This window comes from Rugamonas sp. (assembly GCF_025354735.1).
Classification (GTDB): Bacteria; Pseudomonadota; Gammaproteobacteria; order Burkholderiales; family Burkholderiaceae_D; genus Rugamonas.
This window is the reverse complement of the sequence record NZ_JANXMI010000190.1, coordinates 1-21029: the sequence shown is the minus strand read 5'-3', so window position 1 is coordinate 21029 and position 21029 is coordinate 1. Positions and strand designations below refer to the sequence as shown.

The 21029-nt window shown below is 66.8% G+C and carries 18 protein-coding genes and 1 pseudogene; 11 read left to right on the top strand and 8 right to left on the bottom strand.

Going from position 1 to position 21029, the window contains the following annotated elements; translation table 11 throughout:
* Positions 1-87: 87 nt before the first annotated feature.
* From Q0S71_RS15240 to Q0S71_RS15225, 4 genes are all read right to left on the bottom strand, one after another.
* A complete protein-coding gene (locus tag Q0S71_RS15240) occupies positions 88-1836 on the bottom strand; it encodes a methyl-accepting chemotaxis protein (RefSeq protein ID WP_295997306.1) in 1749 nt (582 codons plus the stop codon).
* Positions 1837-2285: 449 nt separating this feature from the next.
* Positions 2286-3038, bottom strand: coding sequence for an Asp/Glu racemase (locus Q0S71_RS15235; protein WP_295997304.1), 753 nt, complete (start codon positions 3036-3038; stop codon positions 2286-2288).
* Between the two features lie 22 nt (positions 3039-3060).
* Entirely contained in the window at positions 3061-4362 is a 1302-nt protein-coding gene (locus Q0S71_RS15230) for an MFS transporter (RefSeq protein WP_295997301.1), read from the bottom strand.
* 315 nt (positions 4363-4677) lie between these two features.
* Positions 4678-5562 (bottom strand): LysR substrate-binding domain-containing protein, encoded by an 885-nt coding sequence (locus Q0S71_RS15225; protein WP_295997298.1) that lies wholly within the window; start codon positions 5560-5562, stop codon positions 4678-4680.
* A 334-nt stretch (positions 5563-5896) separates the two neighbouring features.
* Here Q0S71_RS15225 and gmk point away from each other — a divergent pair, with 334 nt between their 5' ends.
* From gmk to Q0S71_RS15200, 5 genes are all read left to right on the top strand, one after another.
* Positions 5897-6535 (top strand): guanylate kinase, encoded by a 639-nt coding sequence (gmk, locus tag Q0S71_RS15220; RefSeq protein WP_295997295.1) that lies wholly within the window; start codon positions 5897-5899, stop codon positions 6533-6535.
* Between the two features lie 38 nt (positions 6536-6573).
* On the top strand, positions 6574-6777 hold the full coding sequence (gene rpoZ / locus Q0S71_RS15215; protein ID WP_295997292.1) for a DNA-directed RNA polymerase subunit omega: 204 nt from the start codon (positions 6574-6576) through the stop codon (positions 6775-6777).
* A 321-nt stretch (positions 6778-7098) separates the two neighbouring features.
* Positions 7099-9192 carry a bifunctional (p)ppGpp synthetase/guanosine-3',5'-bis(diphosphate) 3'-pyrophosphohydrolase gene (locus Q0S71_RS15210; protein ID WP_295997310.1) on the top strand — a complete coding sequence of 698 codons (2094 nt, stop codon included), beginning with the start codon at positions 7099-7101 and terminating at the stop codon, positions 9190-9192.
* A 158-nt stretch (positions 9193-9350) separates the two neighbouring features.
* On the top strand, positions 9351-10205 hold the full coding sequence (locus tag Q0S71_RS15205) for an AraC family transcriptional regulator (RefSeq protein ID WP_295997289.1): 855 nt from the start codon (positions 9351-9353) through the stop codon (positions 10203-10205).
* Between the two features lie 46 nt (positions 10206-10251).
* Positions 10252-11337: a low specificity L-threonine aldolase gene (locus tag Q0S71_RS15200; RefSeq protein ID WP_295997286.1), complete on the top strand. Its 1086-nt coding sequence runs from the start codon at positions 10252-10254 to the stop codon at positions 11335-11337.
* Between the two features lie 54 nt (positions 11338-11391).
* Here the strand turns inward: Q0S71_RS15200 and Q0S71_RS15195 are convergent, their stop codons facing one another.
* A complete protein-coding gene (locus Q0S71_RS15195) occupies positions 11392-11781 on the bottom strand; it encodes a tautomerase family protein (protein WP_295997283.1) in 390 nt (129 codons plus the stop codon).
* Between the two features lie 146 nt (positions 11782-11927).
* Between Q0S71_RS15195 and Q0S71_RS15190 the strand changes: the two genes are divergently transcribed.
* Complete coding sequence (locus Q0S71_RS15190; protein WP_295997281.1) at positions 11928-12833, top strand: LysR family transcriptional regulator; 906 nt, start codon at positions 11928-11930, stop codon at positions 12831-12833.
* A gap of 15 nt (positions 12834-12848) precedes the next feature.
* Here the strand turns inward: Q0S71_RS15190 and greB are convergent, their stop codons facing one another.
* Positions 12849-13415, bottom strand: a complete 567-nt coding sequence (gene greB, locus Q0S71_RS15185) for a transcription elongation factor GreB (RefSeq protein ID WP_295997278.1) — start codon at positions 13413-13415, stop codon at positions 12849-12851.
* Positions 13416-13528: 113 nt separating this feature from the next.
* Here greB and Q0S71_RS15180 point away from each other — a divergent pair, with 113 nt between their 5' ends.
* Positions 13529-14083 (top strand): hypothetical protein, encoded by a 555-nt coding sequence (locus Q0S71_RS15180; RefSeq protein WP_295997276.1) that lies wholly within the window; start codon positions 13529-13531, stop codon positions 14081-14083.
* A 149-nt stretch (positions 14084-14232) separates the two neighbouring features.
* Here Q0S71_RS15180 and Q0S71_RS15175 read toward each other — a convergent pair whose 3' ends face one another.
* Together Q0S71_RS15175 and Q0S71_RS15170 are read right to left on the bottom strand one after the other, a co-directional pair.
* The gene (locus Q0S71_RS15175; RefSeq protein WP_295997307.1) at positions 14233-15108 is read right to left on the bottom strand and encodes an alpha/beta fold hydrolase; all 876 of its coding nucleotides are present in this window, start codon (positions 15106-15108) and stop codon (positions 14233-14235) included.
* 166 nt (positions 15109-15274) lie between these two features.
* The gene (locus tag Q0S71_RS15170; RefSeq protein WP_295997273.1) at positions 15275-16039 is read right to left on the bottom strand and encodes an SDR family oxidoreductase; all 765 of its coding nucleotides are present in this window, start codon (positions 16037-16039) and stop codon (positions 15275-15277) included.
* A gap of 183 nt (positions 16040-16222) precedes the next feature.
* Here Q0S71_RS15170 and Q0S71_RS15165 point away from each other — a divergent pair, with 183 nt between their 5' ends.
* The 4 genes and pseudogenes from Q0S71_RS15165 to Q0S71_RS15150 form a co-directional block, all read left to right on the top strand.
* Positions 16223-17509 carry a PAS domain-containing sensor histidine kinase gene (locus Q0S71_RS15165; RefSeq protein ID WP_295997270.1) on the top strand — a complete coding sequence of 429 codons (1287 nt, stop codon included), beginning with the start codon at positions 16223-16225 and terminating at the stop codon, positions 17507-17509.
* 17 nt (positions 17510-17526) lie between these two features.
* Positions 17527-18174: a response regulator transcription factor gene (locus tag Q0S71_RS15160; RefSeq protein ID WP_295997267.1), complete on the top strand. Its 648-nt coding sequence runs from the start codon at positions 17527-17529 to the stop codon at positions 18172-18174.
* 164 nt (positions 18175-18338) lie between these two features.
* Positions 18339-19964: a GGDEF domain-containing protein gene (locus Q0S71_RS15155; protein ID WP_295997264.1), complete on the top strand. Its 1626-nt coding sequence runs from the start codon at positions 18339-18341 to the stop codon at positions 19962-19964.
* A gap of 314 nt (positions 19965-20278) precedes the next feature.
* Positions 20279-21029 (top strand): annotated as a pseudogene (locus Q0S71_RS15150) (flagellin); the annotation flags it as partial.

Below are 21029 nucleotides of genomic sequence, written 5' to 3'. Positions count from 1 at the left end.
GGTTTCGAGAGATGCATTCGAAACCGTGCCCTGACCCCAGTTTTGTTGCGGCTGGCCGATCCGCGTTTCAGGGCGCGGGAGCCGGCGTCAGAATTCTTCCCAGCCGTCGTTGGCGTCGGCCTTGGCGGTCGCCTTGGCCGTGGGCTGAAGTGACGCCGGCGCCGGGCGGTTGGCCGGAGCCGCAGGCCGCAAACGCGGCGCCGCGCCCGTCAGCCGCGCCGGCACCGCCACACGCGGCGCCGCCTTCGTCATCGCCATCGGGGCCGGACGGCGTGCCGCCGCCGGCGCCGCATTGCCGAGCTTGAACACGCTGACCACTTCATTCAAATTCCCCACCTGGTCGAACATCGACTGCGCGGCCGCCGCGCCCTCTTCGACCAGGGCCGCGTTTTGCTGGGTGGTGCCGTCCATCTGCGTGATGGCCTCGTTGACTTGCTCGATGCCGCTGCGCTGCTCGTCGGACGCCGAACTGATCTCGGCCATGATGTCGGTCACGCGGCGCACGCTGCTGACCACGTCGCCCATGGTGGCGCCGGCGCGCTCGACCAGCGCCGCGCCGGCCCCCACCTGGTCGACCGAGTCGTCGATCAAGACCTTGATTTCCTTGGCCGCCGCCGCCGAGCGCTGGGCCAGGTTGCGCACCTCCGACGCCACCACCGCGAAGCCGCGGCCCTGCTCGCCGGCCCGCGCCGCCTCGACCGCCGCGTTCAGCGCCAGTATATTGGTTTGAAACGCGATGCCGTCGATGACGCTGATGATGTCGACGATCTTGCGCGACGAGGCGTTGATCGAACTCATGGTCTCTATCACCTGCGCCACGACGGCGCCGCCCTGCTCCGCCACGGCCGAGGCCGAAATGGCGAGCTGGTTGGCCTGGCGCGCGTTGTCGGCGTTTTGCTTGACGGTCGAGGTCAGTTCTTCCATGGTCGACGCGGTCTCCTCGAGCGCGCCGGCCTGCTGCTCGGTGCGGGCCGACAGGTCCAGGTTGCCGCTGGCGATTTCACCGGCGGCCGTGGCCATCGTCTCGGTGCCGCTGCGCACCTGGGTGACGATGGTGTGCAAGCTGGTGTTCATATCGTGCAGCGCTTGCAGCAGCTGGCCGGTTTCGTCGCGGGCGCAGCCGTCGATGGTGCCGCTCAGGTCGCCCTCCGCCACGCGCCTGGCCATGCCGACGGCCCGCTGCAGCGGCCCGGTGATGCCGACCGTCAGCAACCACGCGGCCAACGCGCCGAGCGCGATCACCAGCGCCAGCAGGCCGGCGATCAGGTTGCGGCTGGACGTGTCGATGTCATCGACGGCCTGGGCGGTCGCGTCGATGGTGTCGCGCTGCATCTGCAACAGCTGGCGCATCGAGTCGAGCAGCTTGGTGGTGCTGGGCACGAACTCGGCATCGAACAAGCGCTGCGCCTCCTCGCCCTGGCCGTCGGCCTTGAACTTGGCGATCTGGTCGCGCGAAGCGATGAAGCGCTTGCGCTGCTCGCCGACCTGCTGGAACAGGCTGCGCTCAGCGTCGTCGCTCAGCAGCGCCTCGATCTTCTTTTGCAGTACGCTCGAATCGCGCACCGCCGCCATGTTCTCTTCCTTGAAATACGGACCCAGCGAGGGATCGCTGGACTTGGCGATGGCCATGGTGCGGCGGATGCCGACGTCGACCTTGTTGTACCAGTCGGAGATCATCCTTTCCTTGGCCAGCGGCTCGCGCATCATCGCGCGCGTGGCCGTGGCCACCGCTTCCAGGCGCCAGATGCCGATGCCGCCGATGACGATGGCGAAACCGAGGATCACCGCAAAGCCGCTGCCGAGCCGTTTGCCGATTCTTATATTATTGACGTTCATTACATTTCCCCTACAGAGAGCAGCGCGGTGACGCTGCGGAATCGGCCTGTCTCGCGTCCAGGCGGTGAAGACCGGGCACGGGCCCGGCTGTATTATCGGTGACGCGCCGCCGCACGTGGCGGGCAGGCGGGATGCGGTCGCGCCATGTGCAAGACGGTGCTGCGGTGCTACGGTTAGGCGGTCAGCCTTTTAAGCGGTCGGGCGGTCGATGATGCGGTAAGACGGTGATGCGCTACAGCCTAGATGCGGTGCTGCCGTGAGATGGTGCGCGCGCCCGGCCGCGCCATGCCGGATGGGGGCGGTTGAGGGCAGCATAGCAGCCGCCATCGGGTGATGGGCTCTGCCATAAGTGATAGCCGGGCGGCGCGCCGCGCCGCCTAGCGCTGCGGTATCGGCCGCCGCCGCCCGGCCGGCGCGCGCAGGCGGCGATGGCATGCCGATATTATCACTTAAAACTTGCCGGAAAGCAGATAACCGGCATTCGGCACGATGGGCGCCAGGTTCAGCTTCTTCAACATCTGGTAGACGGTGGCGACGGCGGCCGACAGCACCGGCTTGCCGATCCGGTCTTCGACCAGCTGGATCGCGGCCAGCGACGGCATCTGCACGCAGGCCGACAGCACCACCGCGTCGGCGTCCGAATGGTCGAGGCGCTCGATGTGTTTGAGCAGGTCGAGCGGATCGAGCTTGCCCACTTCCAGGTTGTCCGACACTTCCAGGCTGATCGCATCGGTCACCCGCACGCCGGCGTCCTCGATATAGTCGACCACCAGCTTGGTCAGCGGTTTCATGTAGGGCGTGATGACGGCCACCTTCTTGAAGCCCAGCTCGTTGAGCGCATCGACCAGCGCGCCGGCCGAGCTCACCACCTGGGTCGGGCCGCCGTTGTCGGCCGCCGTCTGCGTCAGCCGTTTTTCGGACTGGATGTGGTAGCCCAGGCCCTGGCTCATGATCGCCACCAGGCAGGCATAGCCCATGACGTCGCAGCGCGCGTCGCTCAACTCGATGGCGCAGCGGTCGCTGTCGACATCCATCTTGGCCAGCTCGGACGCCGTCACGTGCTTCAAGCGCATGCGCGCCGAGTGGAAGGTGAAGCGCTCTTCCGGGAATTGCGCGTAGCGCGCCTGCAACATGGCGGGGATTTCGGTTTCCATCGTGGTGTTGGAACTCGGTACGATCTGGCCGATACGGTAGGTAGTCATATGCAATCCTTTGAACAGTGGGTTAATTGCCGCTGGTGAGCACGGCGCCCTTGGTCTCTTTCAGCGAAAAGACCATCAAGGCGGCGAGAAAATACGACACCGATGCCAGCGAAATGGTCATCGTGAAACCGATCACCGGAATCAGCAGCGGCACCAGCTTGATGCCGGCGATGGCGCCGACGCGGCCGAAATTGAAGCAAAAGCCGGACGCCGTCGACCGTATGCTGGTCGGGAACAGTTCCGAATACCAGGCGCCGAAGCCGCTGAAATAGCCAGTGAAAAATCCCAGCAGCGCGGCCAGCACGCCCAGCGTGGCGATGTTTTGCAGCGTGAAGGCGAGCTTGCCGTCGGTCAGCGGCATCATGCCGGCGCCGAAGGTGAACACCGGCACCATCACCGTCATGCCGAGGAAAAAGACCATGAACGATTTGCGGCGGCCGATGCGCTCGGCCAAGGCGCCGTAGGCGATATAGCCGGCCATGGCGCCGAGCGCGTTCCACACCAGGAACACCGGCGCCTGGTCGATGCGCACGTGCAGCACGTTCTGCAAAAAGGCCGGCGTGAAGGTGAGGATGATCCAGTAGCCGAGCATGCCCAGCACCGAGATCGTCAGCGCCAGCAGCACCGGGCGCAGATGGGGCGGGCGGAAGATTTCCAGCGGACTGGCCTTGGCCGCGTTTTGCCGCATGAAGCCGCGGTTGGCCAGCCACACCGGCGACTCATCGACACACAGCAGCACGAACACGAACGTGGCGTAGGCCGGCAGGCTGGCGTAGATGAACAGCGTGCGCCACGATTCCGGGTTGCCGGCGTCGAGCAGATTCCAGGCGAAGATGGCGGCCAGCAGATTGCCGCCGGACCAGCCGGTCTGCATCAGCGCGATCGCCTTGGCGCGGCCTTCCGGCTTCCACACTTCGCTGATGAGCGAGGCGGCCGCCGACCACAGGCCGCCGACGGCGAAACCGACCACGAAACGGTAAGCATTCAATTCGCCCAGGCTGTGGGCGTAGCCGCACAGCAGCGTGCCGGTGCCGTAGGCCAGCACCGACAGCAAGATGGTTTTCTTGCGGCCGATGCGGTCGGACACATTGCCCAGGGTGTAGCCGCCCAGGCCGGTCGCCAGCAGGAACCAGGCCACCGTCGACACCACGTCGCCGAGGCTGACGGCGAAGCTGGCTGCGATGGCCAGCATGACGAAGCCGAAGATGCTGGCGTCGAGCGCGTCGAACAGCCAGGCCACCCAGGCGCCGCCCAGGGTCAGGTATTGCTGGCGCGGCGAAGGCAGCGCCGCGCCGCCCGCCTCATCGATGGTTGTGGTATGCATCTCATCTCCGTTTTTTATCGGTTGCCGGACGCTCTGGTGGACGCCGGGTATCACAGTGGCTTTGGTTTTTCAGCCATGATGATCTGGATAGTTGCCACTCGTAAAGAGCTCAAACGCGCAGGTGCCATCGCGCAATGCGATGGCGGCGGCGACGGCAGTGTCAACAAGAATCGGGCGCGACGGGGCGGCAAGGGCTGGGATGGGGCGCAGCGGCGCGCCGGCGGGCGTGGTTTTTTTGCCGGCGGGACGGCGCGCGGGGCCAGCGAGCGCGTCCTTCGGGCGCCGCATGGGCCGCCACCGGACCGCACCCGTTCGCTACTTCGCGCCCTGCAAATGGTCGAAGAACAATTTGGCGGCCACCGGCAGCGCGTCGTAGCGGCGCACGCAGATCGACAGCCGCCGATGCGCCCAGCTCTCGTCAAGCTCCACCTGCTCCAGCGCCAGTCCGCCATAGGTGCGCAAGCTGGCCTTGGGCAAGATGCCTATGCCCAGCCCCGCCTCCACCATCAGGCACTGGGCGTCGTAGCCGAGCACCTGGATGCGCAGCTTGAGCGAGCGGCCCAGCTTGCTGGCCTCCTCGGCCATCTGATAGTGCAGGCTGCTGCCGGCGTGCAGCCCGACATAATCGTAATCGAGCGTCTCGGCGAACGGCACCGTGCGCCGCCCGGCCAGTGGATGCCCCTTCGGCACGATCAGCACCAGCTGGTCGACGCCATAGGGATAGACCTCGACGTTGTCGCCGTGCGGCACCTCGGTGTAGATGCCGATGTCGGACACGTTGTTGGCGACGTCGAGCAGGATGGCGGTGCTGACCTTTTCCTCCAGCAGCACCCGCACCAGCGGATATTTCTCGTGGAACGATTTGAGCGCGCGCGGCAGGAACTGCGTCATGACCGAGATATTCGCCGTCACCCGCACCGAGCCGCGCGTGCCGGCGGCGAAATCCTGCATCTGCAAGACGATGTCGTCCAGATCGCGCAGCACGCCGCGCGCCAGGTTGATCAGCGTGTAGCCGGCCGCCGTGGCCTGGATGCCCTTGTTGCTGCGGATCAGCAACTCGGTCGACAGCTTGTATTCCAGCTCGCTCAAGCGCTTGCTGACGGCGGCCGCCGCGATGTGGTGGCGCGCGGCCGCCGCGGCGATGGTGCCGTCCTCGACCACGCTGATGAGTAATTGCAGCGACAGCGGATCGAGCTTCATCGGCGCCGCGCCGCGTGGGCGGTGGTGGTGAACGTCATGGTGGATCGAACAAGTCTCGGGCGGGCCGGCGGCCAGGGGTTTCAGTATAGATCATGTTGCCGATCAGATAGCTATCGCCGTTGCCGATGACACAAACATCAATGCCTATGGTTCTTATTTGAAATTGATGGCGACCGGGCTGGAGTGCGCCGGCGTCAACAGACCGGCCCGCCCGCCGCAGTCGTTGTTTGGTAAAATGCCCGATTACCGAAGTATAGAAATACTATACTCGCCGTAAACGCTCCCTGCCCCAAGGTCGCAACATCTGACCAAACAACACAATAGAAAGCACAGTATGACCCAAGCGAACGCCTTTGCGGGCAGCCTGTTCATGGTGGTCGCGCCGTCCGGCGCCGGCAAATCGACGCTGGTCAACGCGCTGCTGGCGCAGGAACCGGCCATCAAGCTGTCGATCTCGACGACCACGCGGGCGCCGCGTCCGGGCGAGACCCATGGCAAGGAATACTATTTCACGTCGGCCGACGATTTCACCGCGCGCGCCGAGGCCGGCGAATTCCTCGAATGGGCCGAAGTGCACGGCAATTACTACGGCACCTCGCGCATCATGGTCGAGCAGCAGATGAAAACCGGCACCGACATCCTGCTGGAAATCGACTGGCAAGGCGCGCGCCAGGTGAAAAAACAGTTCCCGCAGGCGGCCGGCATCTTCATTTTGCCGCCGTCGATCGCGGCGCTGGAACAGCGCCTGAACAAGCGCGCCACCGACGAGCCGCACGTCATCACGCGCCGCCTGCTGGCGGCCGGCGGCGAAATCGCCCACGCGCCGGAGTTCGAATATGCTATCATCAACGAAGAATTTTCGGTCGCCCTGTCGGAGTTGAGCGCGATCGTCCGAGCGGCCCGTTGCCGATTCTCGCAACAAGCGGCCCGCAACGCCTCGCTCTTCGCCCAACTGGGCATCCACGCCGAATAAACCGAAGTCCCCGCTAGACACGTTCCCCAGGAGTTAAGATGGCTCGTATTACAATTGAAGATTGCTTGAAAAGTATCCCCAACCGCTTCCAGCTGACCCTGGCCGCCACCTATCGCGCGCGCCAGCTGCTGCAAGGCCACACGCCTAAAGTCGACGCCAAGGACAAGCCCACCGTCGTCGCGCTGCGCGAAATCGCCGCCGGCAAGGTCGGTATTGAAATGTTGAAAAAGGTTCCAATGTAAGTTGGGATCGGCGTTTCCGGACAGTGCGAATGGCGCGGATAGCAGTAATTGAAGCCCTCTGGTAGTATTTTCCCATTCTCACCGCGACGGACCGCCACCAGTATGAACTTGACTCCTGCCGACCCAGCACCGACCGGCAAGCCCGCCCAGCGGGACAAAAGCCCGGCCGCCGCGCCGGGCTCAGTCACGTCCATCGCTTCCAACGGCTCGGCCGCGTCCGGCGCGCCCGTCGTCATCTCCTCCTCGCCGCTGGCGACCCCGCTGCCCTTGACGGCCGGCGTCGCCTCCGTCACGCACCTGACCGAAAAGCTGGCCGAGTACATGACGCCGGCCGACCTGAAAAAGGTCAAGGAAGCCTACCGCTTCTCGGACGAGATGCACCTGGGCCAGGTCCGCAAATCGGGTGAGCCGTATATCTCGCACCCGATCGCCGTGGCCGAGATCTGCGCCGACTGGAAGCTCGACGCCCAGGCCATCATGGCCGCGCTGCTGCACGACGTGATGGAAGACCAGGACGTCAAGAAGGATGAGCTGATCGAACGCTTCGGCGCGCCCGTCGCCAGCCTCGTCGACGGCCTCTCCAAGCTGGAAAAAATCGAATTCCAGAGCCAGATCGAGGCCCAGGCGGAAAACTTCCGCAAGATGCTGCTGGCGATGGCGTCCGACGTGCGCGTCATCCTCATCAAGCTGGCCGACCGCCTGCACAATATGCGCACGCTGGAAGTGATGGCGCCGGCCAAGAAGGCCCGCATCGCCGGCGAGACCATGGAAGTGTACGTGCCGATCGCGCACCGGCTCGGCCTCAACAATATCTACCGCGAGCTGCAAGACCTGTCGTTCTCGCACCTCTACCCGATGCGCTACCGCACGCTGGCCAAGGCCGTCAAGGCGGCCCGCGGCAACCGGCGCGAAGTGGTCACCAAGATCCTGGAATCGGTGAAGAACACCTTGTCGTTGGCCGAGATCGAGGCCGAAGTCTACGGCCGCGAAAAAACCCTGTACGGCATCTACCGCAAGATGCGCAACAAGCATCTGTCGTTCTCGCAGGTGCTCGACGTGTACGGCTTCCGCGTCGTCGTCGACAGCTTCCCCAACTGTTATGTGGCGCTCGGCACGCTGCACTCGCTGTACAAGCCCATGCCCGGCAAGTTCAAGGATTACATCGCGATCCGCAAACTGAACGGCTACCAGTCGCTGCACACGACGCTGATCGGCCCCTACGGCACGCCGGTCGAATTCCAGATCCGCACCCAGGACATGCACCGCACCGCCGAATCCGGCGTGGCCGCGCACTGGCTGTATAAAAACGGCGACTCGAATTTGAGCGACCTGCAGCAGCGCACCCACGCCTGGCTGCAATCGCTGCTCGACATCCAGCAACAGACCGGCGACTCGGCCGAATTCCTCGAACATGTCAAGGTCGACCTGTTCCCCGATTCCGTCTACGTGTTCACGCCGAAGTCCAAGATCATCGCCCTGCCGCGCGGCGCCACGGCGATCGACTTCGCCTACTCCATCCACACCGGCATCGGCGACCACACGGTGTCGGTCAACATCAACAACGAGCCGGCCTCGCTGCGCACGGAACTGCGCAACGGCGACATCGTCGAAGTGGTGACGGACTCGTCGTCGCGGCCCAGTCCGACCTGGCTGTCCTTCGTGCGCACCGGCAAGGCGCGTTCGGCGATCCGCCACCACCTGCGCACCATCAACCTGCCCGAATCGATCACGCTGGGCCAGCAGTTGCTGGCGCAGGCGCTGACCTCGCTGGGCCTGGACCCGGTGCCGGACGCGCCACTGATCGAACGCCTGCTCAACGAATCGAGCGCCAAGTCGCTCGACGAACTGTATGCCGACATCGGCATCGGCAAGCGCATGGCGGCGCTGGTGGCGCGCCACATCTTCGGCCTGATCGGCGGCGAATCGGCCAGCGCGCCCATCGACCACAACAGCGCGGCCGAGCTCGACCCGGTGACCATTTGCGGCAGCGAGGGCGTGTCGGTGCAACTGGGACAATGCTGCCTGCCGATACCGGGCGACCAGATCATCGGCCAGCTGCGGCGCGACCAGGGCTTGCTGGTGCACACGGGCGACTGCACGCTGGCCAAGCGGCAAAAGGCCAAGGAGCCGGACCGCTGGATCGCCGTCAAGTGGGGCGCCGACGTCAACCGCCGCTTCGACAGCCGCATCAAGCTGCTCATCAATAATGAAAAAGGCATACTGGCGCGGGTGGCCGCCGAGATCGGCGAATCGGATGCCAACATCACCTACGTCGGCATGGACGAGGACAAGGAGCACGTGCTGCACCAGCTGCGCTTCACGATCCAGGTCAAGGACCGCGTGCACCTGGCCGGACTGCTGCGCAATGTGCGGCGCGTCGCCGGCGTCAACCGCATCCTGCGCGAACGCAACTAGGCCCCGGCCGCTGTCCGTGGGACCGCGGACGCCGCCGGCGGCGCGACAGGGCCGTGGCACCACAGCGCGGTGCTGCGCCGATGCCCACCAGCGCAGCGGAAACGGCGGCGGCGTGGCCCACGCGCGCATGGTACAGTGATTTTTTTCCCGCCCTCGCCATGACACACAAGCACTCCCCCGACCTGGCCACCTGGCGCAACACCCATCTGCCGGGCACGGTGTTCCTGCGCGCCGATTACCGGGGCCAGCGCTTCGAGCGCCATTTCCACGAGGAATACGCGATCGGCGTGATCGACAGCGGTTGCCAGGCCTTTGAATACGACCAGGGACGGCGGCTGGACATGCCGTCCGGCTCGGTGGCCCTGATCGCGCCGGGCGTCGTGCACTCGGGCTGGCCCGGCGCCGAAAACGGCTGGCGCTACCGCATGATGTATCCCGACGCGGCGCGGGTGCGCGCCGCGCTCGACGAGGTGTTCGGCGGCTTGCCGGCGGCCCATTTCCACCGCCCGGTGGTCAGCGACGCCCGGCTGTATTGGCGCCTGAGCCGTCTGCACGACGCCGCCGCCGACCCGCACGCCGATCCGCTCGAACTCGAAGGCCTGTACCTGGCCGTGATCCACGACGCCTTCGCCCGCCACGCCGGCGCGCGCGCGCCGGCCGCCGCCGCCCGCCATGCGCCGGCCATCGCGCGCGTGCGCGAACTGCTGGCCGCCGAGTCCGCGCGCGCCGTCACGATCGCCGAACTGAGTCAGGTAAGCGGGCTGGGCAAGTTCCAGGTGATCCGCCAGTTCCAGGCCATCCACGGGCTGCCGCCGCACGCCTACCTGCGCCAGCTGCGCGTGCAGCACGCCCGCCACGCCGTCCTCGCCGGGGTGGCGCTGGCCGACGCCGCGCTGCTGGCGGGCTTCGCCGACCAGGCCCACATGACGCGGGCCTTCCGCCTGACGCTGGGCTACACGCCCGGCATGCTGGCCCACAGCCTGCGTCCGGCCGCAATTTCGTTCAAGAAGTGACACCGCATCGCCGGTATGGTGGGGCCATCTCAACGAGGAGCACACCATGATCGATTTACGCAGCGACACCTGCAGTCGGCCGACCCCGGCCATGCGCACCGCGATGGCCCACGCCGACGTCGGCGACGATGTCTACGGCGACGACCCCACCGCGCGGGCGCTGGAGCACGCCACCGCCGCACTGCTGGGCAAGGAGGCGGCCGTCTACATGCCGACCGGCACGATGACCAACCAGGTCGCGATCCGCGCCCACACCGAGCCGGGCGACGCGGTGCTGTTCGACCAGAGCGCCCACGTCTACCTGCTGAAGGGCGGCGCGCTGGCGGCGTACGCGGGAGTGCTGCCGCGCCTGTTGCCCGGCGTACGCGGCATTTTCCAGCCCCACGACCTCGACCACGCCATCGGCCGGGCGCACCGCTTCTTCCCGGCCACGATACAGGCGCCGGCACGCCTGCTGTGCGTGGAAAACACACACAACCTGGGCGGCGGCGCGGTGTGGCCGCTGGACACCTTGCTGGCCGTGGCCGCGCGCGGACGCGAACACGCGCTGGCGCTGCACCTGGACGGCGCCCGCCTGTGGCACGCCAGCGCCGCCACCGGCATCAGCGAAGCGCGGTACGCGGCGCCGTTCGACACGGTCAGCGTCTGCTTCTCGAAGGCGCTGGGGGCGCCGGTCGGCTCCTGCCTGGCCGGGACGGCGGCGTTCATCGCACGCGCGCGGCGCTTCAAGCAGCAGATCGGCGGCGGCTTCCGCCAGGCCGGCATCATCGCCGCCGGCGCGCTGCACGCGCTGGAACATCACCGGCCGCGGCTGCTCAAGACCCACCAGCTGGCCGCGCGCTTCGCCGCCGGCATCGCGCGCATCGACGGCATCGCGCTGGACCTGGCCACGGTGGAAACCAATATCGTGCGCTTCAGCCTGGCCCGCCACGACGCCGCCGCCTTCGTCGAGGCGGCGCACGCGCGCGGACTGTATCTGCTGCCGTCCGGCGCCGGCGCGGTGCGGGCCGTGTTTTATCTCGACATCGGCGAGGACGAGGTGGACGCCGCCTTGCGCATCATCGGCGCTACGCTGGCGCAGTTGCCCGCCGCCGGCGCGGCGCCCCCGGCGGCGGCCGGCGCCGGCTACTAGGGCCGGCGCGGCGCCGCATGGAGGGAAGTGACAAATTTCATCGCAGCGCCTCGCTTAAACCGGTGCGTACTGCAAGTCGCCGTTGCCGAAGGACCAGTTCTCGCGCTGCACCTCCACCAGGTTGATGATGATGTCTTCCTTGCGCAGGCCGGTTTTGGCATGGATGCCATCGGCGATGGCGCGGTAAAAGGCTTTTTTCACGTCGGTGGTGCGCCCCGCGTTCCACGTGACCTGGATGAACACGATGGCGGCGCTGTAGACGACGCCGAGAAATCCCTGTTCCGGGTAGATCAGTTCGTCGGTGGCGTGGCGGCTGACGATCTGGAACTTGTCGTGTTCCGGCACGCTGGCGACCTCGATCATCGCCTCATACACGGTGTCGCTGATGGCGCGCACCGTGTCGGCGGTGGCGTCGCGGGAAAGACTGATACGGGCTAATGGCATGATGGGACCTCGTCGAGTGGCTGGGCGGCGGCGGCGCCGATCGGCGCCAGCCGCATGAACGCGGTGGCGTCCAGTGCAATCGATGATAGGCGGCGAGGTAGAATGTCACAAGCGCATAATTTACATATATAAAATGAGAAATACGCATGCTATTTGAAGATCTGACCGCCTTCGTCGCCGTCATCGACCACCACTCACTGACCCGCGCGGCCGATGCGCTGTCGCTGACGCAATCGGCCGTGTCGCGCCGCATCCAGCATCTGGAACAGGTGCTGGGGGCGGCGCTGTTCGACCGCGACAGCCGCCCGCCCCTGCCGACGGCGCTGGCGCACCGGGTCTATGAGCAGGCGCTGCCGCTCATGGTGGGCGCGCGCCGCCTGCTCGAGATCCCGCGCGCCGGGGCGGCGCCGGCCGGCACCTTCCGCCTGGGCCTGACGCAGGTGGTGGGCGAAATGGTGTTGTTCGATGTGGTCATGCGGCTGCGTTCGGCGTTCCCCGCCCTCGACGTCAAGCTGCACACGGAAGGGAGCTCGTCGCTACAGCGCCAGCTCGCCGACGGCACGCTGGACGCCGCCACGCTGATGTTGCCGTCGCAGGCCGCGCTGCCGGCCGGCCTGAGCGGACGCCGCGTCGCCACGCTGGACGTGGTCGTGGCGCAGAGCCGGCAGCGGCCGCTGGTGGCGCCGCGGGCCGGCATCGCCGCACTGGCCGAACAGGAATGGATACTCAATCCTCTGGGCTGCGGCTACCGTGCGGCGCTGGAGCGGGCCATGGGCGGCGCGGGCCGCGAGCTCAGGCTCGGTGTCGACAGCCACGGCACGGAACTTCAGCTGCGGCTGGTGGCGGCCGGCATGGGACTGGGGCTGGTGCCGCGCAGCGTGCTGCGCCACAGCGCCTGGCGCGAGGCGCTGGCGGTGGTCGACGCGCCGGACTTTTCCATGCGGCTCGACATCTGGGTGGCGCACACGCTCAGCATGGGCAATCTGCAACGCGCGGTCGACTTGCTGGCCGATGCCGTGACAGACGGATTGGCCGCGCGGGAACTACCGTGACAGCCGCCGCGCCCCTCACTCGGCGGCCGGCGCCGGATAGCTGACCGCCAGTATCTCCAGTTCATCGACCCCGTGCGGCGCCTGGAAGGTGATGACGTCGCCTTCGCGCGCCTTGGTCAGCGCGCGCGCCACCGGCGCCACCCAGCTGATCTTGCCGTTCAGCGGATCGAGCTCGTCGATGCCGACGATGGTGATGGTGCGCTCCTCGCCGTGCTGGTCGCTATAGCTGACCGTGGCGCCGAAAAAGATCTGGTCCGAGCCGTGGTGCACACTGGGGTCGACGATGGCGGCCGAGTCCATGCGCTTGGCGAGGAAGCGGATGCGGCGGTCGATCTCGCGCAGACGGCGCTTGCCGTAGATATAGTCGCCGTTCTCGGAGCGGTCGCCGTTCGACGCCGCCCAGTGCACGATGCGCACCACTTCCGGCCGCGCCACGTCGATCAGTTCGAGCAGCTCGTCCTTGATGCGCTGGTAGCCGGCCGGCGTGATGTAGTTTTTCGAGCCGGCCGGGATCGCCAGCGCCAGCGCCGCCGCGTCCTCGTCGTCGTCGCCGTCGGACTCTTTTACGAATGCTTTGTTCATGCGCCCATTGTAGCGGGTGCACGCCCGCGCGTCCGCGCGTTTGCGCCGCCGGCGCCACATTTCACGTATGATTCCAGCAATAACATCCTGGCGGCCGCCGGCGGCCCGTCCTTATGACGCGATGGCACACTTTGCGGCGCCGCCTGCTGGCGCCCGTGGTCTACCTGGCGGCCCTGTTCCTGATGCTGGAGGACTGGCTGTGGAATCTGGGCGCGCGCCTGACGGCGGGCCTGGCGCACTGGGCGCCGCTGCGGCGGCTGGAGCGCCGCATAGCCCGGCTGCGGCCGGTGCCGGCGCTGGTGCTGTTCCTGCTGCCGCCGCTGCTGCTGTTTCCCGTCAAGCTGGTGGCGCTGTACGCGATGAGCAGCGGACATCCGTGGTCGGGACTGGCCGTGGTCATCGTCGCCAAGCTGGTCAGCGCGGCCGCCGTGGCGCGGCTCTACATCCTGACGCGGCCGGCGCTGATGACGATGCCGTGGTTCGCGCGGCTGGAGGCGCGCTTCCTGGCGCTGAAAGAGCGCGCCATCACCAGCTTGCAGGCGACGGCGGCGTGGCGCCAGGCCCGGGCCATGAGCGCGGCGCTGCGGCGCGGCCGCCGCCACGCGGCGCCGCACTGGCAGCGCCTGTTGCGCCGGCTGGCCGCGCTGTGGCGGGCGCGCCGCCATTGAAGCAAACCAGGGCCGCGGCGCTTGCTTGCCGCCCGGCCCTGTCACGCGGTCGCGGCGCCCGGCCGCCCGGCGACGGCGGGCCGCCCACCGGCGATGACGCCCGTGCCGCCCATCGGGCCGGCCGCCTAGGCCTCACGCCACGCCCGCGCTTACTTCGGCCGTCGCAGGAAGTCGGATACGGCGCCCACCGTGGCGGCGGTCTGCTCTTCCATCAGCCAGTGGCCGGCGTCCGGCACCACCAGTTCGGTGACGTCGGTGGCAGCGTTGCGCATGACGATGGCTTCGTTGGCGCCGAAGGACTGGGCGCCGCCGACGGCCAGCACCGGCATCGTCAGCCTGGTCGCCATCGCCGCCAGGTTGTCGGTGGCGTCCTGCGGAATGGCCAGGAACTGGGCGAAGGCCGAGTGCATGGCGCCGGGACGGGCATAGATGGCGGCGTAGTGGCGGCGCGATTCCTCGTCGATCTTCGACGGCGTGCCGGCGAACTCGTTCCAGAAGCGGTCCAGGTAGATGCGCTCGCGGCCGGCCACCAGGCGCTCGGCGTCCGGGCCGCCGAACGAGAAATGCCACAGCAGCGGACTGCGCACGATCTGCTCCCACGGCGGGATGCCCGGCACCGGCGCGTCCATCACCACCAACTTGTCGGTGCGGTCCGGATAGCGCGCCGCGTAGGCATAGGCCACCATGGTGCCGATGTCGTGGCCGACCACGTCCGAATGCTCGATGCCCAGCTTGGCGAGCACGGCGCGGATGTCGCCGGCCTGGGTTTTCTTGTCGTAGCCGCCGGCCGGATGCGAGGACAGGCCCATGCCGCGCAGGTCGGGCACGACGACGGTGTGGTCGCGCGCCAGTTCCGCCGCCATCGGCGCCCACATGTCGCCGGTGTCGCCGAAGCCGTGGATCAGCACGACGGCCGGGCCGCTGCCGCCGACCCGCACGTGGATCGTGGCGCCGTCGGTGGCCACTTCCTGCGTGTGGAAAGACGACGGGAAGGCCGGCACGCCGGCGGCGCCGGCCGTGGCCATGGCGACGGCGGCGGCCACGCCGGCGGCGAGGCGGGTCGGGGACATGAGGATAGCGGTCTTCACGGAAAGCTCCTTATCATCTAAATAGTATAAATAATATGATTCGTATCAGCCATATAAACCTATCAACCATACACGGCGGCGTGGCGCCGCCGCCGCGCCACGGTCAGGTGCGGGTGATCGACGCGCCGCCGTCGACCAGCGAGGCGGTGCCGGTGACGAAGGACGAGTCGTCCGACGCCAGGTACAGCACCGAGCGCGCCAGCTCCTCCGGCCGGGCCGCCCGCTTGAGCGCGTGCAGGCCGGTGATGAAGGCCTGCGATTCGGCCGTGTCGTTCATTTCGCGGTACATGGCGGTGTCGACCGCGCCCGGCAGCACGGCGTTGACGCGGATGCCTTCGGGACCGAATTCGGCGGCCAGCGCCTGCGTCAGGCCGATCAGGCCGGACTTGCTGGCGGCGTAGGCGGCCACGCCGGGGAAGGCGAAGCTGTGGCCGACGAAGGTCGAGGTGAAGATGACGGAGCCGCCGCCGGTTTTTTGCATCGCCGCGATCTGGTGCTTGGCGCCGAGGAAGGCGCTGGTCAGGTTGACGTTCAGGGCGTCGATGAAGCCCTGCGCCGACACGCCGGTGCTGGGCCCCATTTCGCCCAGCGTGCCGGCGTTGTTGAAGGCGACGTCGAGGCGGCCGTAGCGGCTCAACGCCAGCGCCACCAGGGCTTCGGCGTAGGCTTCCGACCGCACGTCGCCGGCCAGGGCGACGGCGCTGCCGCCGGCGGCCGTGATGTCGGCCCCCAGTTGATCGAGTTCGGCCTGGCGGCGCGCGCCGACGACGAGCTGCGCGCCTTCGGCGGCGAACAGGGTGGCGGTGGCGTGGCCGATGCCCGAGCTGGCGCCGGTGATGATGGCGACTTTGGCTGACAAGCGTTGCATGATGGACCTCTTTCTGTGGTGGACGTTTCAAGGAAACGGGAACGCGGCCGGCGGTGGGGGGATGCCGGCGCCGCGTTGGCGTTGACATGACCCATCTTAGGCTTCACAATCGCCGCCATCAATCCGGAAATTATGAAGATTTGAAGCATAATTTATGAATGATGATAGCCACCATTCCCGACCATGAGCACTAGCCCCGTTCCCACCACGCGCGATCCGCTCCAGCTTGCCGCCGAGCTGGAACAGGTGCGCTCGCGCTTCGACGCCATCGTCTCCAACACGCCGGGCCTGGTCTACCAGTTCGTGCTGCATGCGGACGGCCGCGTCGGCTTCCCCTATCTGAGCGACGGCTGCCAGGCGCTGCTGGGCCTGACGGCGGCCGACCTGGCGGCCGAGCCGGCGCGCTTCCTGAACCTGATCCTGGCCGACGACCGCAAGGCCTACCTCGATTCGATGGCGAGCTCGGCCGCCGCGCTGTGGAGCTGGAACTGGGAAGGCCGGATCTGGGTCGACGCCTGGAAGGACGTCAAGTGGATCAATCTGCGCTCGACGCCGCGCGCGCTGGCCGCCGGCGCCGTGCAGTGGGAAGGCATCATGACCAATATCACCGAGAGCAAGCTCGAGCAGCTGGAGGTGCGCCATTCGCGCGCCCGGCTGGCCGAGCTGACGGCCCACATCGAAAAGGTCAAGGAGCAGGAGCGCACCCGCATCGCGCGCGAAATCCACGATGAGCTGGGCGGCAACCTGACGGCCATCAAGATGGCGCTGGCGATGCTGACCGCGCGCCTGCCCACGGACGACGCGGCGCTGCACCTGCACGACAAGGCCGGCTACGTCGACGCCCTGGTCGACCGCACCATCGACGCCGTGCACCGCATCTCGCTCGACCTGCGCCCGGCCATGCTGGACCTGGGCATCGTCGCCGCGCTCGAATGGCAGAGCAAGGAATTCGAAAAACAGGCCGGCGTGCGCTGCATCTTCAGTTCCAACCGCAAGGAAATCGAGCTCGACCTCGACCACGCCACCGCCCTGTTCCGCATCTTCCAGGAGGCGCTGACCAATATCGCCAAGCACGCCCGCGCCAGCCGCGTGACGGTCAAGCTGGCGCGCACCCGCCACCACGTCGGCCTGAAAATCAGCGACAACGGCGGCGGCATCTGGCAGGCCGACCGCGCCAAGCCGCAGTCCTTCGGCATCCGCGGCATGACGGAGCGGGCCCACGCGCTCGGCGGCACGCTCACGCTGAGCCACGCGGTCGGCGGCGGCACCGTCGTCGCCATCAAGATCAAGGTCGACACGCCGCGCGAAACGCTGATCGCGGCCGCCGCCGACGCCACCGGCGGCACGCCGGCCCCGGCGGCCGCGATCGGCGCCCGGGGCGGCAAGGGCGCAACAGGCGACTCGACAGCAACCGCAGGCGGCGCCGCAGACGCTACAATAGCGCAGGCCGATCCGGCCGCACCGACATAGGCGCAGCTCCTCCTCACATGACAGAAAAATGCATCATCAAGGTCTTCATCGCCGACGACCACGCCATCGTGCGCGCCGGCCTGAAGCAAATCCTGGCCGAAACGCGCGACATCGTCGTCGCCGGCGAGGCCGAGAACGGCTTCGACGCCATCCAGCTGTTCCGCAAGTCCGACTGCCAGGTCATGTTGCTCGACATTTCGCTGCCCGACCGCAGCGGCATCGAAGTGCTCAAGCAAGTCAAAAAGGAAAAGCCCGAACTGGCCGTGCTGATGTTGTCGATGCACCGCGAAGATCAATATGCCATCCGCTCGCTCAAGGCCGGGGCCGCCGGCTACCTGACCAAGCAGAGCGCGCCGCGCGAATTGGTGACGGCGATACGCCAGGTCGCCGGCGGGTTAAAATATATCAGCGCGGCGCTGGCGCAGGAATTGGCCAACCACGTCGGCGAGGACCACGAGGCGCCGCCGCACGACAGCCTGTCGGACCGCGAGTACCAGACGCTGACCATGATCGCCTCCGGCAAGACGGTGGGCGCCATCGCCAAGGAATTGTCGCTGTCGGTGAAGACCGTCAGCGAGTACCGGGCCCGGCTGCTGGTCAAGATGAAGCTCAAGAACAGCGCCGAGCTGACCCATTACGCGATCAAGAACCAGCTGATCGAGTAGCGCGCGTATGGCGCGGGCCGGCTAACCAAAAAGCAACTTTACTATCTGATCGACAATGCATGCCGCAAAGTAAGCCCGCTTAGCGGCTTTAATTGAAATTATGGATAGACCGCCGCTGGCCTATCATTGGACCATACGTCATTGAGAATAAGGCAGCGCGCACCATGTCCAGCAAACCACCGTACCCCGCCACCGCGGCCGCCGGCGCCGAGCAACAGAATCCGGCCGACATCGCGCGCGAAGCCTTCCGCCGCCTGGCCACGCGCCGCATCGCGCCGACGCCGGAAGCCTATCGCGACATCTACCATGAAATCGCCGGCATCGCCGCCGTCGCCGACACGGCGGCGCCGGCCCAGATCGGCACGGCCGACCCCGGCCCGCAAACCGTGCTCAGCGAGTTCGCCACCCGGCTCTCGGACACGCCCGGCGACCTGGCCGAATTCGGGCGCCGCTTCAACCGCGCCGTCCAGGCCCGCGACTGGGACGGCTACGCGCGCGCGCTGTCGCAGCTGGTGGAAAAACACTTCGTCAAAAAAGCCGGCATCGAAACGGCCGGGGCGCCCGCCACGGCCGGCGCCCCGGACAACGACCAGAGCCGGCAGTTGCGCGAACTGCTGAGCCGCACCCTGACCTTCGCCGTCGCCTCGCTGCTCAGCGGCACGCCGGCCCTCGTGGCCGAGGCCGAATCGCTGGGCGCGGCCACCAAGCTGGCCCACAGCGAGGAGGCCTTGTCCGAAATCGCCGTGCGCCTCAAGCAGCTGTGCTACCAGATCGAACTGAAGAGCGGCGACACGGGCGAACAGCAGGAATTGCTGCTGCGCCTGTTCAAGCTGCTGCTGGAAAACGTCAGCGAGCTGCTCGACGACGACAGCTGGCTGCGCGGCCAGATCGAGGCCGTGCAAAACCTGATCGCCGGCCCGCTCGACCAGCGCGCGCTGGAAGAGGCCACGCGCAGCCTGAAGGAAGTGATTTACAAGCAGGGCCAGCTCAAGCACAGCATCAGCGACGTCAAGCTCACCGTCAAGAACATGATGATGACCTTTATCGACCGCCTCGGCGTGGTGGCGGCGTCGACCGGCGACTTCCATGAAAAGATAGGCGGCTATTCGGAAAAGATCAGCAAGGCCGACAATATCAGCGACTTGAACCAGATCCTCGACGAAGTGCTGCGCGAAACCCGCGTGGTCCAGACCGAGGCGCTCAAGGCGCGCGACAAGATGGTGCAGGCGCGCCAGGAAGTGCAGGAGGCGGAAAGCCGCATCCACACGCTGGAGGCCAAGCTCCAGCATTTGAGCGAGCTGGTGCGCGAAGACCAGCTGACCGGCAGCCTCAACCGGCGCGGCCTGGACGACGTGTTCGAGCGCGAGACGGCGCGCGCCGACCGCCGCGGCACGCCGCTGTGCATCGCCATGCTGGACCTGGACGACTTCAAGAAACTGAACGACACCTACGGCCACATCGCCGGCGACGCGGCCCTCAAGCACCTGGTGAAAATCGTCAAGGACACGCTGCGCTCGATGGATGTGATCGCCCGTTTCGGCGGCGAGGAATTCCTGATCCTGCTGCCGGAAACGTCGGTCGAGGCGGCCACGCAGACGATGACGCGCCTGCAGCGCGAGCTGACCAAGCACTTCTTTTTGCACGATAACGAGAAAGTGCTCATCACCTTCTCGGCCGGCGTCGCCCTGCGCAGGCCGAACGAAGACCAGGGCGAGCTGGTCAAGCGCGCCGACAAGGCCATGTACCAGGCCAAGCAGACCGGCAAGAACCGCGTCGTCGTCGCCGACTGAGGCGCGGCGGCGTCAGGCCGGGCGGCGGCGCACAGTTTCGCTTAGTTTGCCTCAACGCGCCCGCCGCCGCCCCCAAATCCGGTCGAAAAAATAATTATTTCAGCCCTAAAGAATTGCGTTTCGCTGTCGCTTTAACGCGGCGGCCGGGCAAAGTTTAGCCCTGCGCGCGACTTTTTTTCCTGTTTCTCCGGCTCATCTTTCCTCTAGAGCAACCGTTACTGGTATCAACGGCGGTTTAAGTGTCCCATAACGCGGGGGCAGACCAAAGTGACATGAGCAAGTAGCCCAACGCAGTTCTAGTCCGGAGAAACATCATGACCCAAACCATCAACACCAATATTGCGTCGCTTGACGCGCAGAACAATCTGAACCGTTCGCAATCGTCGCTGCAAACCTCGCTGCAACGCCTGTCCTCCGGCCTGCGCATCAACAGCGCCAAAGACGATGCCGCCGGCCTGGCCATTTCGCAACGCTTCCAGTCGCAAATCTCGGGCGATTCCCGCGCCGCGCAAAACGCCAACGACGGCATCTCGCTGGCGCAAACGGCCGAGGGCGGCCTCACCACCGCCGGCGACCTGTTGCAGCGCATCCGCGTGCTGGCCGTCGAATCGGCCAACGGCACCAACTCCGATTCGGACCGCAAGTCGATCCAGAACGAAGTGTCGTCGCTGTCGTCGGAACTCGACCGCGTCGCCAACACCACCCAGTTCAACGGCCAGAACGTGCTCGACGGCAGCCTGACGAGCACCCAGTTCCAGGTCGGCGCCAATGCCAACCAGACCATCAACGTCGGCATCCAGAGCGCCAAGGCCGGCGACATCGGCAACAACACCCTGAGCTCGGGCCTGACCAGCACGATTTCGCAGGCGGCCGCCAGCACCGCCGTCGCCGCCAATCCGACCGGCACGCCGCCGATCCCGGTCGCCTTCAACTCCAACACCGTGGCCGCGCAAACGCTGACCATCACCTCCGGCGCCGGCACCACCACGCCCGTCATCGTCAACGCCGGCGACAGCGCCAAGCAAGTGGCCGCCAGCACCAACGCGCAAAGCGCCAAGAGCGGCG

What these genes read in the sequence shown, in the direction of transcription:
- Q0S71_RS15190 (WP_295997281.1), top strand. Translation starts at nt 11,928, where the DNA reads ATGCTATTTGAAGATCTGACCGCCTTCGTCGCCGTCATCGACCACCAC.
- Q0S71_RS15195 (WP_295997283.1), bottom strand. Translation starts at nt 11,781, where the DNA reads ATGCCATTAGCCCGTATCAGTCTTTCCCGCGACGCCACCGCCGACACG.
- Q0S71_RS15230 (WP_295997301.1), bottom strand. Translation starts at nt 4,362, where the DNA reads ATGCATACCACAACCATCGATGAGGCGGGCGGCGCGGCGCTGCCTTCG.
- rpoZ (WP_295997292.1), top strand. Translation starts at nt 6,574, where the DNA reads ATGGCTCGTATTACAATTGAAGATTGCTTGAAAAGTATCCCCAACCGC.
- Q0S71_RS15170 (WP_295997273.1), bottom strand. Translation starts at nt 16,039, where the DNA reads ATGCAACGCTTGTCAGCCAAAGTCGCCATCATCACCGGCGCCAGCTCG.
- Q0S71_RS15155 (WP_295997264.1), top strand. Translation starts at nt 18,339, where the DNA reads ATGTCCAGCAAACCACCGTACCCCGCCACCGCGGCCGCCGGCGCCGAG.
- Q0S71_RS15160 (WP_295997267.1), top strand. Translation starts at nt 17,527, where the DNA reads ATGACAGAAAAATGCATCATCAAGGTCTTCATCGCCGACGACCACGCC.
- gmk (WP_295997295.1), top strand. Translation starts at nt 5,897, where the DNA reads ATGACCCAAGCGAACGCCTTTGCGGGCAGCCTGTTCATGGTGGTCGCG.
- Q0S71_RS15210 (WP_295997310.1), top strand. Translation starts at nt 7,099, where the DNA reads ATGACGCCGGCCGACCTGAAAAAGGTCAAGGAAGCCTACCGCTTCTCG.
- Q0S71_RS15240 (WP_295997306.1), bottom strand. Translation starts at nt 1,836, where the DNA reads ATGAACGTCAATAATATAAGAATCGGCAAACGGCTCGGCAGCGGCTTT.
- Q0S71_RS15225 (WP_295997298.1), bottom strand. Translation starts at nt 5,562, where the DNA reads ATGAAGCTCGATCCGCTGTCGCTGCAATTACTCATCAGCGTGGTCGAG.
- Q0S71_RS15235 (WP_295997304.1), bottom strand. Translation starts at nt 3,038, where the DNA reads ATGACTACCTACCGTATCGGCCAGATCGTACCGAGTTCCAACACCACG.
- Q0S71_RS15205 (WP_295997289.1), top strand. Translation starts at nt 9,351, where the DNA reads ATGACACACAAGCACTCCCCCGACCTGGCCACCTGGCGCAACACCCAT.
- Q0S71_RS15200 (WP_295997286.1), top strand. Translation starts at nt 10,252, where the DNA reads ATGATCGATTTACGCAGCGACACCTGCAGTCGGCCGACCCCGGCCATG.
- greB (WP_295997278.1), bottom strand. Translation starts at nt 13,415, where the DNA reads ATGAACAAAGCATTCGTAAAAGAGTCCGACGGCGACGACGACGAGGAC.
- Q0S71_RS15180 (WP_295997276.1), top strand. Translation starts at nt 13,529, where the DNA reads ATGACGCGATGGCACACTTTGCGGCGCCGCCTGCTGGCGCCCGTGGTC.
- Q0S71_RS15165 (WP_295997270.1), top strand. Translation starts at nt 16,223, where the DNA reads ATGAGCACTAGCCCCGTTCCCACCACGCGCGATCCGCTCCAGCTTGCC.
- Q0S71_RS15175 (WP_295997307.1), bottom strand. Translation starts at nt 15,108, where the DNA reads ATGGCCACGGCCGGCGCCGCCGGCGTGCCGGCCTTCCCGTCGTCTTTC.